6 protein-coding genes and 6 pseudogenes are annotated in these 14,316 nt (G+C 56.8%); 9 read left to right on the forward strand and 3 right to left on the reverse strand.

What is annotated here, in order from left to right; genetic code table 11:
- Window positions 1-67: 67 nt before the first annotated feature.
- Window positions 68-931: a YicC/YloC family endoribonuclease gene (locus WLO32_RS20200; protein ID WP_435946700.1), complete on the forward strand. Its 864-nt coding sequence runs from the start codon at window positions 68-70 to the stop codon at window positions 929-931.
- Window positions 932-983: 52 nt separating this feature from the next.
- Here WLO32_RS20200 and WLO32_RS20205 read toward each other — a convergent pair whose 3' ends face one another.
- Window positions 984-1,373, reverse strand: coding sequence for a hypothetical protein (locus WLO32_RS20205; protein WP_435946701.1), 390 nt, complete (start codon window positions 1,371-1,373; stop codon window positions 984-986).
- A 196-nt stretch (window positions 1,374-1,569) separates the two neighbouring features.
- Between WLO32_RS20205 and WLO32_RS20210 the strand changes: the two genes are divergently transcribed.
- Window positions 1,570-2,187 carry a trimeric intracellular cation channel family protein gene (locus WLO32_RS20210; RefSeq protein ID WP_435946702.1) on the forward strand — a complete coding sequence of 206 codons (618 nt, stop codon included), beginning with the start codon at window positions 1,570-1,572 and terminating at the stop codon, window positions 2,185-2,187.
- Here WLO32_RS20210 and ligB read toward each other — a convergent pair.
- Window positions 2,184-3,872: an NAD-dependent DNA ligase LigB gene (ligB, locus tag WLO32_RS20215; protein WP_435946703.1), complete on the reverse strand. Its 1,689-nt coding sequence runs from the start codon at window positions 3,870-3,872 to the stop codon at window positions 2,184-2,186. The two genes, WLO32_RS20210 and ligB, sit on opposite strands and share 4 nt — an antisense overlap.
- Window positions 3,873-4,128: 256 nt before the next feature.
- Here ligB and gmk point away from each other — a divergent pair.
- The 7 genes and pseudogenes from gmk to WLO32_RS20250 all read left to right on the forward strand — a co-directional run bounded on the left by gmk (window position 4,129) and on the right by WLO32_RS20250 (window position 13,321).
- Window positions 4,129-4,753: pseudogene (gmk, locus tag WLO32_RS20220) on the forward strand (guanylate kinase).
- A gap of 53 nt (window positions 4,754-4,806) precedes the next feature.
- Complete coding sequence (rpoZ, locus tag WLO32_RS20225; RefSeq protein ID WP_034461476.1) at window positions 4,807-5,082, forward strand: DNA-directed RNA polymerase subunit omega; 276 nt, start codon at window positions 4,807-4,809, stop codon at window positions 5,080-5,082.
- 19 nt (window positions 5,083-5,101) lie between these two features.
- A pseudogene (spoT, locus tag WLO32_RS20230) lies at window positions 5,102-7,214 on the forward strand (bifunctional GTP diphosphokinase/guanosine-3',5'-bis pyrophosphate 3'-pyrophosphohydrolase).
- 4 nt (window positions 7,215-7,218) lie between these two features.
- Window positions 7,219-7,909: pseudogene (trmH, locus tag WLO32_RS20235) on the forward strand (tRNA (guanosine(18)-2'-O)-methyltransferase TrmH).
- A 3-nt stretch (window positions 7,910-7,912) separates the two neighbouring features.
- Window positions 7,913-9,995: pseudogene (recG, locus tag WLO32_RS20240) on the forward strand (ATP-dependent DNA helicase RecG).
- Between the two features lie 125 nt (window positions 9,996-10,120).
- A pseudogene (locus WLO32_RS20245) lies at window positions 10,121-11,513 on the forward strand (nucleobase:cation symporter-2 family protein).
- Window positions 11,514-11,638: 125 nt separating this feature from the next.
- Complete coding sequence (locus WLO32_RS20250) at window positions 11,639-13,321, forward strand: AsmA family protein (RefSeq protein WP_435946704.1); 1,683 nt, start codon at window positions 11,639-11,641, stop codon at window positions 13,319-13,321.
- A 25-nt stretch (window positions 13,322-13,346) separates the two neighbouring features.
- On the opposite strand, the pseudogene fabY reads toward WLO32_RS20250, so the two are convergent.
- Window positions 13,347-14,289: pseudogene (fabY, locus tag WLO32_RS20255) on the reverse strand (fatty acid biosynthesis protein FabY).
- Window positions 14,290-14,316: the final 27 nt, after the last annotated feature.

Genomic DNA, 14,316 nt, shown 5'->3' on the forward strand with positions numbered 1-14,316 from the left:
ATTCCTATCCTGCCCGGCCAGGCATGGCTATAATCCCCCCATCCATTGCTCTATACGGTAACGATTTATGATCCGCAGTATGACCGCCTATGCCCGCCGTGAAGTAAAAGGCGAATGGGGCAGCGCCTCCTGGGAGTTACGTTCGGTAAACCAGCGTTATCTCGAAACTTATATCCGCATGCCGGAACAGTTCCGTAGCCTTGAACCTGTGGCTCGCGAACGCATCCGTTCTCGCTTAACCCGCGGGAAAATCGAATGTAATCTTCGCTTCGAGCCTGACGCCCGTGCGCAAAGCTCCCTGTTGCTCAACGAAAAGCTGGCCAAACAGCTCGTTGAAGCCGCAAACTGGGTCAAAATGCAAAGCGACGAAGGCGAAATCAACCCGGTTGATATTTTACGCTGGCCGGGCGTGATGTCCGCAGCGGAGCAGGATCTGGACGCCATTGCCGCCGAAATCCTGGCCGCGCTGGACGGCGCGCTGGATGACTTCATCGTTGCCCGCGAAACGGAAGGCGAGGCGCTGAAGGCTTTGATCGAGCAGCGCCTTGAAGGCGTGAGCGCTGAAGTAGTTAAAGTGCGCGCGCAGATGCCTGAAGTGGTTAAATGGCAGCGCGAACGTCTGGTAAGCAAGCTCGAAGAAGCCCAGGTTCAGCTTGAAAACACGCGCCTTGAGCAAGAGCTGGTTCTCATGGTGCAACGCATCGACGTTGCTGAAGAGCTGGATCGTCTGGAAGCGCACGTTAAAGAGACGTACAACATCCTGAAGAAAAAAGAGGCCGTTGGCCGTCGCCTCGACTTTATGATGCAGGAGTTCAACCGCGAGTCGAACACCCTGGCCTCGAAATCCATCAACGCTGACGTGACTAACTCCGCCATTGAACTCAAGGTGCTGATTGAGCAAATGCGCGAACAGATTCAGAACATCGAATAACCCAGCTTTGCCGATGCAAGCCCGCTCTGCGCGGGCTTTTTAATGTCCACAATCAGCTATAGCCAATGAGCTGTTCTGCCGTAATCAGCCCCATTTTCTCAAGCTGAATAGCTACCGCGCGAACGGAACGACCCAGCTCGGCGCCCAGCTGCTCCACCGCTTTGCCTGCCGCATACTCTTCCTCAAGCTGTTTTTTCTCTTCCTCCGCCCAGGGAAAGTAGGATTTGGCGGGCTTGCCCTCTGCAATATTCTTCTGCTCGCGTTCCTGAGGGGAAAGCTTCGTTTTTTTACTCTTTTCCGGCTGCGCCATCAGCTCGTCAGATAATGCAAACAGCATGCGTATCATTTCAGGCGCGTGGGCAAGCGAGGCGTGCGTAAGCAATTCGCCGGTATCGGGATTGATACCGTTGGCCAGGGCTCTTAGTATTTTCGCGGTATTCATCGTTATGACTCCTTTCATAAAGAGATAATTAAATTTATCCTTTTTAAATAACCATAAAGCCGATAAACCCTTTAATTCTGCATAAAACAATAATATTCGATTACTTTAACTAATCCGAAACTGTTCAACTTAGAAAATCTCAATCGCGACGTACTTCACAAAACGTTACCCTCTGCTCGTCCGTCTGGAGGGGTTCATGCTGCTACATATTCTTTATCTTATTGGTATTACCGCCGAAGCGATGACCGGCGCGCTGGCGGCTGGCCGACGCCGCATGGATACTTTCGGCGTAATAATTATTGCTACCGCTACCGCCCTTGGCGGCGGCTCGGTGCGCGATATCCTGCTGGGACACTACCCTTTAGGCTGGGTAAAAAACCCTGAATACGTGGTGATCGTCGCCGTAGCGGCAGTAGTAACCACTATTGTTGCCCCGGTGATGCCCCATCTGCGGCGGCTTTTCCTCGTTCTTGACGCCCTGGGCCTGGTCGTGTTTTCTATCATCGGCGCGCAGATTGCGCTGGATATGGGCGAAGGCCCGATCATCGCAATTATTGCAGCGGTCATAACGGGCGTATTCGGCGGCGTATTGCGCGATATGTTCTGCAAACGCATTCCGCTGGTTTTTCAAAAAGAGCTCTACGCTGGCATCGCTTTTGCGTCCGCTGTGCTCTATACAGCGCTGCAACATTACGTATCGAGCCATGATGTGGTGGTGATCGCGACGCTTATCTTCGGTTTTTCCGCACGTTTATTAGCGCTGCGTCTGCGGCTTGGCCTGCCGGTTTTTCACTACAGGCATGCCGATCATTAATTAACAAAACCGGCTATCCCCTGCTTTCCCAGAAAACCCGCCAGGCTGCTGATTTGAGGGTGATTGATAAACTGCACCAGTTTTTTCGCCCGTTCAGCCCCTACGCCTGGCAACTTTTGCCAGCTCAACTCGTCCCGCATGGCTAATTGATGCCAGTGGGTATCTGGCAGTAAGCTCAGCGCGGGCTTCGGCAAAGGCAGGCCGAAAGCCATTAACCAGCGCTGGAAAGGCTGCCGGCGGGCTATTGAGAACTGATGCCAGATTTGCTCAGCTTTGCCGACTGAAAAGCCGCTTAGCTGCGCCAGAGACTCATGGCTTAGCGGCAGCCAGGAAAAAACATGTTCCAGAGGATATGCCTGGCTGAGCTTCTGCCACGTGCGCCTGCTGACGCCTTTGATATTCAGCACGGCCGGCGAACTCATCCACGTCAGCCTGGCAAAGAACTGCTCGCGGCATTCCGCTGCGCTATAGAGGCAGCTTAACGGGGTAATATCATTCAGCGCCGGCGGCTGCGGCTTATCGCGCAGGCTTATACGCCAGACAACTTCGTCGATTCGCGGAATTCCCTGGCCTGCCAGGCTCACCATCACCTGATCCCCCGGCGCAATATCTAATTCCCGCCAGCGTTTAACCGACCCGATGTTGACACGCTTAACCTGTTTATCGTCAAGCTGCAAAGGTTCCAGCTCCAGCACCACGGCAATCTTTCCGGTGCGCCCCACGTTAAATCGAATGTTTTTTACGTCTGCAATTTGTTGCGCCGGCGGATACTTCCAGGCCGCAAGCCAGGGAGCCTGTCCCGGCTGCCAAAACTTTCCGGCAGGCTCGTTGCCTTCGCGGATCACAATGCCGTCGGTTACAAAAGGCACGGATGAGGTGAACCACCTGTTTCGCAGAGAAGATATTTCATTTATCGAGGTAACGGGTTTTGACCACCGGCTGGCGAGGGGAAACCCAGCCTTATCAAGCAGACTCAGCTTTTGTCTGAGGTCCTCCGGGCCATCAGGCCATGCCCAGATGAATACGCCGAGATCGTTAAGCAGGTCGGAGCCTGCCTGCCGCATCATGGCGCCGGCGACTTTGCCGCGGGCGTTAATACCGCCCATGGTTTTCTGCACATGCCGCTCACGCTTCAGGAACAACTCTCCCTGCAGTATGCTGTCGCCCAGGGGTCCGGAAAGCGTTTTGGGAATAGCATCGATCTGCGCGGCTTTTGCGGTCCAGTCCTCGCCCTTAAGACCGTCGCCACGGCTGAGGAGCTTTTCCAGCTTGCCCTGCCGGTACACCAGAGTGATCGCCACGCCGTCGACTTTCGGCTGAACCCATAAATCAGATTTACCTTCGATCCAGCGGGATACCGCCGCGCCGTCGGACAGTTTTTTAACGCCCGTATGCGCAACGGGATGTCGCGTTTTGCCACGGGTCGCAAGCGTGGGCTGCAGCAGCGGGACGGCGGGCTGATAGCAGCGTCGCCATTCGTTTAATCGCAAACGAAGCTTGTCATACACCGCATCGCTGGTCTGGCTTTCTCCTTCACGGTAATAGGCTTCGTCCCACCGGTGAAGCTGATCCTGCAGCTTTTTTATCTCCTGGTTCGCCTGTGAGGGTGACCAGACCGGACAAGAAGCAGAAGCGATCCCCGTCAGCACACTCAACGCCAAACCCAGCCTGATTAACCCTTTCATAACGCCCTCCCTGTCAGTTGGAAACGAGGTATAGCGTGGCAAAGCCTCAGCCGCGAGAATGAAATAAAAACGATGCGGGACCTTTTCAGATAAAGCGTTGAAGTTGCAGAAACGAGCGGTATGAACTGGAAAGCATTACGCAAAACGATACAAAAGCGCACCGGGAACATGACAAATTCCCCGTGCCAGCGTGCCGACGTGTATAATAGGGCGGTAGACGCTCTTCTTTTTATCCTTATCGAATAAGTTAGAACCCATGGCTCAAGGCACGCTTTATATTGTTTCCGCCCCAAGCGGCGCGGGGAAATCCAGCCTCATTCAGGCTCTGTTAAAAACACAACCGCTGTACGATACACAGGTTTCCATTTCCCATACCACGCGCGGCGTACGCCCCGGCGAGAAACATGGCGAACACTATTTCTTCGTAAGCCAGGACGAATTCAGGCAGATGATCGCTGAAGACGCCTTCCTTGAACACGCAGAAGTTTTTGGTAATTACTACGGCACCTCGCGCCATGCGATTGAACAGGTACTGGCGACAGGCGTGGACGTATTCCTTGATATAGACTGGCAGGGCGCGCAGCAAATTCGTAATAAAATGCCGCACGCGCGCAGCATCTTTATTTTGCCGCCGTCGAAAGATGAATTAGATCGTCGCCTGCGCGGGCCGTGGGCAGGACAGCGAAGAAGTCATCGCCAGGCGTATGGAGCAGGCTGTTGCAGAAATGAGCCATTACGCGGAATATGATTATCTTATCGTCAATGACGATTTCGACACCGCGCTGTCAGATTTAAAGATTATTATTCGCGCCGAGCGTCTGCGAATGGGCCGTCAAAAAGCACGACATGACGCTTTAATCAGCAAACTATTGGCAGACTGAGCCCAGTTTCAGTATCATGCCCAGTCATTTCTTCATCTGTGGAGCTTTAAAATATGGCACGCGTAACCGTTCAGGACGCTGTAGAGAAAATTGGTAACCGTTTTGACCTGGTACTGGTCGCCGCACGTCGCGCTCGTCAGATGCAAACCGGTGGTAAAGATCCTCTGGTACCTGAAGAAAACGATAAAACGACCGTTATTGCATTACGCGAAATCGAAGAAGGGTTGATCACCAACCAGATTCTTGATGTTCGTGATCGCCAGGAGCAGCAAGAGCAGGAAGCCGCAGAACTGCAGGCCGTTACCGCTATTGCTGAAGGTCGTCGTTAATTAGCCCTGCGGGTAGCCCTTGTATCTGTTTGAAAGCCTGAATCAGCTGATTCAAAAATACTTGCCCGAGGAGCAGATAAAGCGCCTCCGGCAGGCCTATCTTGTCGCGCGTGATGCTCACGAGGGACAAGCACGTTCAAGCGGTGAACCCTATATCACCCATCCCGTAGCGGTCGCCTGCATTCTGGCCGAGATGAAACTCGACTATGAAACGCTGATGGCGGCGTTACTGCATGACGTGATTGAAGACACCCCTGCCACCTACCAGGATATGGAACAGCTGTTTGGCAAAAGCGTTGCCGAGCTGGTGGAGGGGGTTTCTAAACTCGACAAACTGAAGTTCCGCGATAAGAAAGAGGCCCAGGCCGAAAACTTCCGCAAAATGATCATGGCGATGGTGCAGGATATCCGCGTCATTCTGATCAAACTCGCCGACCGTACGCACAACATGCGTACTCTTGGGTCGCTGCGTCCGGACAAGCGCCGTCGCATCGCCCGCGAAACCCTCGAAATTTACAGTCCGCTGGCCCACCGCCTTGGTATTCACCATCTGAAAACCGAGCTGGAGGAGCTGGGCTTTGAAGCGCTTTACCCGAACCGCTACCGCGTCATTAAAGAGGTGGTCAAAGCGGCGCGTGGTAATCGCAAAGAGATGATTCAAAAAATCCTCTCGGAAATCGATGGGCGTTTGCAGGAGGCGGGCATTCCCTGCCGCGTCAGCGGTCGCGAAAAGCATCTTTATTCCATCTACTGCAAAATGACGCTCAAAGAGCAGCGTTTCCATTCGATCATGGATATCTACGCGTTTCGCGTCATAGTGCATGATATGGATACCTGTTACCGCGTTCTTGGGCAGATGCACAGCCTCTACAAGCCGCGTCCGGGGCGGGTTAAGGACTATATCGCCATTCCAAAGGCCAACGGATATCAGTCCCTGCACACTTCCATGATCGGCCCGCACGGCGTGCCTGTTGAAGTACAAATCCGTACCGAAGATATGGACCAGATGGCTGAGATGGGGGTTGCCGCCCACTGGGCTTATAAAGAGCAGGGCGAGAGCAGTACCACTGCGCAAATCCGCGCCCAGCGCTGGATGCAAAGCCTGCTGGAACTGCAGCAGAGCGCCGGTAGCTCATTTGAATTTATCGAGAGCGTAAAATCCGATCTCTTCCCGGATGAGATTTACGTTTTCACCCCGGAAGGGCGTATTGTCGAACTCCCGGCGGGCGCCACGCCCGTGGACTTCGCCTATGCGGTACATACCGATATCGGCCACGCCTGCGTCGGCGCCCGGGTGGACCGCCAGCCCTATCCGTTATCGCAGTCGCTTACCAGCGGCCAGACGATTGAAATCATTACCGCTCCGGGCGCGCGTCCGAACGCCGCCTGGCTAAACTTTGTCGTCAGCTCTAAAGCGCGCGCCAAAATCCGCCAGATGCTGAAGAACCTCAAGCGAGACGATTCGGTCAACCTGGGACGCCGGCTGTTAAATCATGCCTTAGGCGGCAGCCGCAAGCTGGCCGAAGTGCCGCCAGAAAATATTCAGCGTGAGCTTGAGCGCATGAAGCTCGCCTCGCTTGACGATTTGCTGGCGGAGATTGGCCTGGGCAATGCCATGAGCGTGGTGGTAGCGAAGAACCTGCAGGGAGAATCGCAGGCCCTCCTTGCAGACGAACGCATTGCCGCACAGCCATCTGCCGATCAAAGGCGCGGACGGCGTGCTGATTACCTTTGCGAAATGCTGTCGACCTATCCCCGGAGACCCGATTGTGGCCCACGTCAGCCCCGGAAAAGGGCTGGTTATCCACCATGAATCCTGTCGCAACATCCGCGGTTACCAGAAAGAGCCAGAGAAGTTTATGGCCGTAGAGTGGGATAAAGAGGCCGAGCAGGAGTTCATCACCGAGATTAAGGTGGATATGTTTAACCATCAGGGCGCGCTGGCGAATCTTACCGCCGCGCTGAACAACGCGGGTTCGAATATTCAAAGCCTGAATACCGAAGAGAAAGACGGCCGCGTTTACAGCGCGTTCATTCGCCTGACCGCCCGCGATCGTATCCATCTGGCGAATATCATGCGTAAAATCCGCGTGATGCCGGACGTGATTAAAGTTACCCGAAACAGAAACTAGCGTTATGAATCCACAACGTTATGCGCGTATCTGCGAAATGCTCGCCAGGCGCCAGCCTGATTTGACCGTCTGCATGGAGCAGGTGCATAAGCCTCATAACGTCTCGGCGATCATCCGCACCGCGGACGCGGTGGGCGTGCACGAGGTCCATGCCGTTTGGCCGGGAAACCGTATGCGTACTATGGCTTCTTCTGCGGCAGGCAGTAACTCCTGGGTAGAGGTCAAAACTCATCGCACCATTGGCGATGCCGTATCCCAACTGAAAAATAGCGGGATGCAAATTCTCGCCACCCACCTTTCGGATAAGGCCGTCGATTTTCGCGAAATCGACTACACGCGGCCGACCTGCATTCTGATGGGCCAGGAAAAAACCGGCATCACCCAGGAAGCATTGGCGCTGGCGGACCAGGACATTATTATTCCGATGATCGGCATGGTGCAGTCGCTTAACGTTTCCGTGGCCTCCGCGCTTATCCTTTATGAAGCACAGCGCCAGCGTCAAAACGCCGGCATGTATCAGCGCGAAAACAGCACCCTGCCGGAATCCGAACAACAGCGTCTGCTGTTTGAAGGCGGCTATCCGGTGCTGGCGCGCGTTTCCCGCCGTAAGGGCCTGCCTTACCCCCATGTGAATCAGCAAGGTGAAATCGAAGCTGACGCCGCCTGGTGGGGCCACCATGCAGTCCGCGGAGTAAGCCATGAAAGGCCGTTTGCTGGATGCCATACCGTTAAGCACGCTTGCCGGAGTGGGCGCCAGCCAGAGCGGCAAACTGGCCAAAATCGGCCTGCACACCCTGCAGGATTTACTGCTGCACCTTCCGCTGCGTTACGAAGACCGTACCCACCTCAGCCCTGTTCAGGATCTGCAGCCCGGCGTTTACGCTACTGTGGAAGGGGAAGTGCTGAACTGCAATATCAGTTTTGGCCGCCGCCGCATGATGACCTGCCAGATTACCGACGGCACCGGTATCCTGACGATGCGCTTTTTCAACTTCAACGCGGCGATGAAAAACAGCCTTGCGGCGGGCAAGCGCGTGCTTGCTTATGGCGAGGCAAAGCGCGGCACGCACGGCGCGGAGATGATTCATCCGGAGTATCGCGTTCAGGGCGATCTTAGCACGCCGGAATTACAGGAAACGCTAACGCCGGTCTATCCCACCACCGAAGGCATTCGCCAGGCCACGCTGCGCAAACTGACCGATCAGGCGCTTGAACTGCTCGATACCTGCGCCATTAACGAATTACTGCCGCCAGAATTAAACCAGGGAATGATGAGCCTGCCGCAGGCGTTGCGTACGCTGCACCGCCCGCCGCCGGACATGCGGCTGGCGGATCTGGAGACAGGTAAACATCCGGCCCAGCAGCGCTTAATTCTTGAGGAGCTGCTGGCGCATAACCTGAGCATGCTGGCGCTACGCGCGGGCGCACAGCGTTATCATGCGTTGCCGTTAGTTAATCATGATGAGCTGAAAAACCGCCTGCTGGCGTCTTTGCCGTTCAGGCCAACCGGCGCGCAGGAGCGGGTGGTTGCGGAAATTGAACATGACATGGCGCTGGACGTGCCGATGATGCGTCTGGTGCAGGGCGATGTTGGCTCCGGGAAAACGCTGGTCGCCGCGCTCGCCGCGCTGCGGGCTATTGCCCACGGCAGGCAGGTCGGCCTGATGGCGCCTACCGAGCTGCTCGCCGAACAGCACGCCCACAACTTCCGGCAGTGGTTTGCGCCGCTGGGCATTGAGGTGGGCTGGCTTGCCGGCAAGCAAAAGGGCAAAGCGCGCATTGCGCAGCAGGAGGCCATCGCCAGCGGCCAGGTGTCGATGATTGTCGGCACCCACGCCATCTTCCAGGAACAGGTGCAGTTTGCCGGGCTGGCGCTGGTGATTATCGATGAACAGCATCGCTTTGGCGTTCACCAGCGGCTGGCGCTGTGGGAAAAGGGGCAGGTTCAGGGCTTCCATCCGCATCAGCTCATCATGACGGCCACGCCGATCCCCCGCACGCTCGCCATGACGGCCTATGCCGATCTGGATACGTCGGTTATCGATGAGCTGCCGCCCGGCCGTACGCCCGTCACCACCGTCGCCATCCCGGATACGCGGCGTAACGAAATTATCGAGCGCGTCCGCGGCGCCTGCATCACGGAAAAACGTCAGGCCTACTGGGTTTGTACGCTGATTGAGGAGTCAGAACTGCTGGAGGCCCCAGGCGGCGGAAGTCACCTGGGAAGAACTCAAGGCGGCTCTGCCCGAACTCAACGTCGGGTTAGTGCACGGGCGCATGAAGCCGCAGGAGAAACAGGCGGTCATGCAGGCTTTCAAAGCGGGCGATATCCACCTGCTAATCGCAACGACGGTCATTGAGGTTGGTGTGGACGTACCTAATGCCAGCCTGATGATTATCGAAAATCCGGAGCGGCTGGGGCTTGCGCAACTTCACCAGCTGCGTGGCCGCGTTGGCCGCGGCGCCGTCGCCTCTCATTGCGTGCTGCTTTACAAATCGCCGCTGTCCAAAACGGCGCAGCTGCGTTTGCAGGTTCTGCGGGACAGCAACGATGGCTTTGTGATTGCGCAAAAAGATCTGGAAATCCGCGGCCCGGGCGAGCTGCTCGGCACCCGCCAGACGGGAAGCGCCGAGTTTAAGGTGGCGGACTTATTACGCGATCAGGCGATGATTCCGGAAGTGCAGCGCCTCGCCCGCCATATTCACGAACGCTATCCGCAACAGGCAACGGCGCTGATTGAACGCTGGATGCCGGAAACGGAACGCTACTCCAACGCCTGATCCCGCAGCCGCCGGCCTTGGCGAACTTTTACGATGCGCTGCAAATTTAATTTCGCCATGCAATCGTTTGCTTTTGCGATTCAGTTCGTTAAAATCTGCGCTTTTCCACCACGGGAATTCCTCTGATGTCTGTAAATGCCGTTGAGTCAGAAAAAGCGCAACCGATTGCTTCGACTCGTCCAAGTGAATTGATCTATCGCCTCGAAGACAGACCTCCCCTTCCGCAAACGCTTTTCGCCGCCTGTCAGCACCTGCTGGCGATGTTCGTTGCGGTCATCACGCCGGCGCTGCTGATTTGCCAGGCGCTGGGGCTACCGGCATCAGATACGCAGCACATTATCAGCATGTCGCTGTTTGCCTCAGGCGTCGCCTCTATTATTCAAATCAAAGCGTGGGGACCTGTGGGATCGGGCCTGCTGTCGATTCAGGGCACCAGCTTCAACTTCGTCTCGCCGCTGATTATGGGCGGCATGGCGCTAAAAAACGGCGGCGCGGACGTACCGGGCATGATGGCGGCGCTCTTCGGTACGCTGATGCTGGCAAGCTGCACGGAGATGGCGCTTTCCCGGGTGCTGCATCTGGCCCGTCGTATTATTACGCCGCTGGTCTCCGGCGTCGTGGTGATGATTATCGGGCTGTCGTTAATTCAGGTTGGCCTTAACTCTATCGGCGGCGGTTACGCCGCAATGAGCGATCACACCTTTGGCGCGCCGAAAAACCTGCTGCTGGCCGGCGCCGTGCTGCTGGTGATTATCCTGTTGAACCGCCAGCGTAATCCTTACCTGCGCGTCGCTTCGCTGGTCATCGCTATGGCCGTGGGTTACGCGCTGGCATGGGCGATGGATATGCTGCCAGCGACCACCGCGCCGACGAACAGCGACCTGATTATGGTGCCTACGCCGCTCTACTACGGTCTGGGCATCGACTGGAATCTGCTGATCCCGCTGATGCTGGTATTTATGGTGACGTCGCTGGAAACCATCGGCGATATTACCGCGACGTCCGACGTTTCTGAACAGCCCGTCTCCGGCCCGCTCTATATGAAGCGCCTTAAAGGCGGCGTGCTGGCCAACGGCCTGAACTCCTGCGTCTCCGCCGTTTTCAATACGTTCCCGAACTCCTGCTTCGGGCAGAACAACGGCGTGATTCAGCTTACCGGCGTCGCCAGCCGCTATGTCGGTTTTGTCGTGGCGCTGATGCTCATCGTGCTGGGCCCTGTTCCCTGCGGTAAGCGGCTTTGTTCAGCATATTCCCGAGCCGGTGCTCGGCGGAGCGACGATTGTGATGTTCGGCACTATCGCTGCGTCCGGCGTGCGTATCGTTTCCCGCGAGCCGTTGAACCGCCGCGCGATTATGATTATCGCGCTGTCTCTGGCCGTCGGCATGGGCGTGTCCCAGCAGCCGCTGATTTTGCAGTTTGCTCCTGACTGGCTGAAAACGCTGCTCTCCTCCGGGATCGCGGCCGGCGGCATCACCGCAATCGTTCTGAACCTGATTTTCCCGCCTGAGAAAGATTGATGTACCTCACGCGCCGGTGATTTGTTGCCATCGGCGCGTGAATCCCGCCCTGACAAACTCCTCCTTGAGCTATAACGGTAAATGGGGCATAACACCCTTACCGAAACTTCATGGGATGGAAGGCGATGAAATTTCTCGGAAAGCTTATTGCGGTAACTGTGGCGATAGCGCTGGTCGTGCTGATTGCCGCCTACATTTTGCTGCAAACACGCTGGGGCGCAGCCCAGGTCAGCAATCTGGTGAATGAAAAAAGCGACTATCAGTTTTCATTTGAGCAGATGGATCACCGCTGGGCCTCCCCGATGCACGTCGCGCTCAATACTGTTTCCTTCGGCCGCAAAGGCCAGCCGGCGACCCTCGTTGCGCAAAGCGTTGATATCGGCCTGAGCTCGCGTCAGTTTACCCAGCCGCTGCACGTTGAGACTATTTTGCTCAAAAACGGCACGCTGAACCTCAGCCCGGACGCCGCCCCTCTTCCCTTCCAGGCTGACGCGCTGCAGCTTAGCGATATGGCCCTTAACAGCCCGGGGTCCGGGTGGGATTTACGTGCTCAGCGGGTGAACGGCGGGGTTACGCCGTGGCAGCCGAAGCAGGGAAAAGCGCTGGGCGATACGGCAGACGTACAGTTTAGCGCGGGCTCGATGACCCTCAACGGCGTGCCCGCAAGCAACGTGCTGCTGCAGGGCGCGATTCATAATGACCAGGTGACGCTTTCTACTATCGGCGCCGATATGGCCCGCGGCTCGCTCACCGGCACGGCGAGCCGCAACGCGGACGGTTCGTGGCAAATTGGCAGCCTGCGCCTGAACGATATTCGCCTACAGACGGATAAATCCATCAGCGATTTCCTGGCGCCCGTTGCCAGCATCCCATCGCTGAAAATCGACAGCCTGGAAGTCACCGACGCGCGCCTGGAAGGCAAGGACTGGGCGGTCACCGACTTAGATCTGAGCCTGCGCAACCTGACGCTCGTCAACGGCGGATGGCAAAGCGATGACGGCAGGCTGTCCCTTAACGCCAGCGATTTTATTAACGGCTCGCTGCAGCTCAACGACCCTATCGTGAATATCGATTTTACGCCGCAGGCCGCCGTGCTGCGCCAGTTCACCTCCAGATGGGAAAGGGGCATGGTGCGCGCATCCGGCCAGTGGGTGCGTGACGACAGCCGGCTGGCGCTGGACGAGGTGGTGCTGGCCGGGCTGGAGTACACGCTGCCGGAAACATGGAAAAAGCTCTGGCTGGAGCCCGTTCCTGAGTGGTTAAACAACGTCACCGTTAAAAAACTTTCGGCGAATCGAAACCTGATTATTGATATCGATCCGGCCTTCCCGTTTCAGCTCACCTCGCTGGATGGCATGGGAAATAACCTGGAAGTGGTGCGCGACAGGCAATGGGGGCTGTGGAACGGCAATATCAGCCTGAACGCCGCGGCGGCAACGTTTAACCGCGTGGACGTTCGTCGCCCTTCCATAGCGCTGACGGCGAACGCAAACCAGATCTCCGTTACGGAGCTCAGCGCCTTTGCCGGGAAAGGGATGCTGGAAGCGACGGGGGCCGTCTCACAGTCGCCGCAGCGCTTTACGGCAATTAATCTTCGCGGCCGGGCCGTACCGATTAATACTTTGCAGCAGTGGGGATGGCCTGCTTTACCGCTGGAAGGAGACGGCAATTTACAGCTTTCTGTCACCGGTAACCTTACCGCGCAGGCGCCGCTCAAACCAACGGTAAACGGGACGCTCCAGGCCACCGGCGCGAACGGAAAACAGTTAAAACAGACAATGCAGAAAGGCGAAGTGCCCGGCGCCTGAACTTGCAACAAGCTTGCCGGGGCGGTCACTCTTCTTCGTTGCCGCCCTCTTCCAGCGGCCCGAATGGTTTAGCAGGCAATACCAGGTATACGCCTTCAAAAACCGCGCCCATCTTCTCATCGCCGTAAAGCTCAACCTGCAGAGCCACGCGCGCCTTACGGCCGCGTGCCAGCCTGTCCAGATCGCCGCTAAGCGAACCCAAATCTGCAATGGCCCCGGGGCGCCCGGTGATCGGACTGCTGTAACGAATATGGGCATCAGCCAGAATGATGGTGCCGCCCAGATGGCGCTCGCGTAGCATCAGCCAGATAAGCCCCCAGCCGGTCAGGGTCGCAAGTGAAAACAGACTGCCCGCAAACAGCGTCTGGTGCGGATTTTGATTGCCCGTCTCCGGCATGGTGGTGATAAATTTTTGGCCGGTGTACTGCAAAATCCGCACGCCCATCTTCTCGCTAAGCGGAATATGTTCATACCAGGCCTGCTGAAGCTGCCCGCACCAGTCGGCGCGATGCAGGATGTCGTCCAGGGAGGCTACGGGCTTAATCATCAGGAAATGCCGCACGGGCGTCGTCTGCGGCGTGGTAATCTCGCCCTGATTCACAAACCCCAGCTTGGCGAAAAACTCCACCGCGTCTTCGCGGGCGCTGCAAACCACGCGTTTCACCCCTTCCTGGCGGGCGACGGATTCCAGCGTCATCGCCACCAGCGTGCCCAGGCCTTTGTCCTGTACGGAGGGATGAACCGCCATAAAGCGGATCGCCGCCTCGTTATCGGCGTTGATATACAACCGGCCCTATAGCGACCGGGTTGCCCTCTTCGTCCACCACCATCTGATGATGGGCCATGGCGTCCCAGGCGTCGCGTTCGGAGCCTTTAGGCTGATGCAGAGGCTTGCGTAACATTTCCCAGCGGAACTGATAGTAACTTTCAAGCTCTTCTTCGGTTTGCGGTACGCGAAGGTGATACATATTCGACTCTCTCGTTACGCGGGGCCG

This window comes from Dryocola mayonis, from assembly GCF_051307045.1.
In the GTDB taxonomy this organism is placed as follows: Bacteria; Pseudomonadota; Gammaproteobacteria; order Enterobacterales; family Enterobacteriaceae; genus Dryocola.

Coding starts and splice junctions, on each gene's coding strand:
- WLO32_RS20200 (WP_435946700.1), top strand. CDS start 68: ATGATCCGCAGTATGACCGCCTATGCCCGCCGTGAAGTAAAAGGCGAA.
- WLO32_RS20205 (WP_435946701.1), bottom strand. CDS start 1,373: ATGAATACCGCGAAAATACTAAGAGCCCTGGCCAACGGTATCAATCCC.
- WLO32_RS20210 (WP_435946702.1), top strand. CDS start 1,570: ATGCTGCTACATATTCTTTATCTTATTGGTATTACCGCCGAAGCGATG.
- ligB (WP_435946703.1), bottom strand. CDS start 3,872: ATGAAAGGGTTAATCAGGCTGGGTTTGGCGTTGAGTGTGCTGACGGGG.
- rpoZ (WP_034461476.1), top strand. CDS start 4,807: ATGGCACGCGTAACCGTTCAGGACGCTGTAGAGAAAATTGGTAACCGT.
- WLO32_RS20250 (WP_435946704.1), top strand. CDS start 11,639: ATGAAATTTCTCGGAAAGCTTATTGCGGTAACTGTGGCGATAGCGCTG.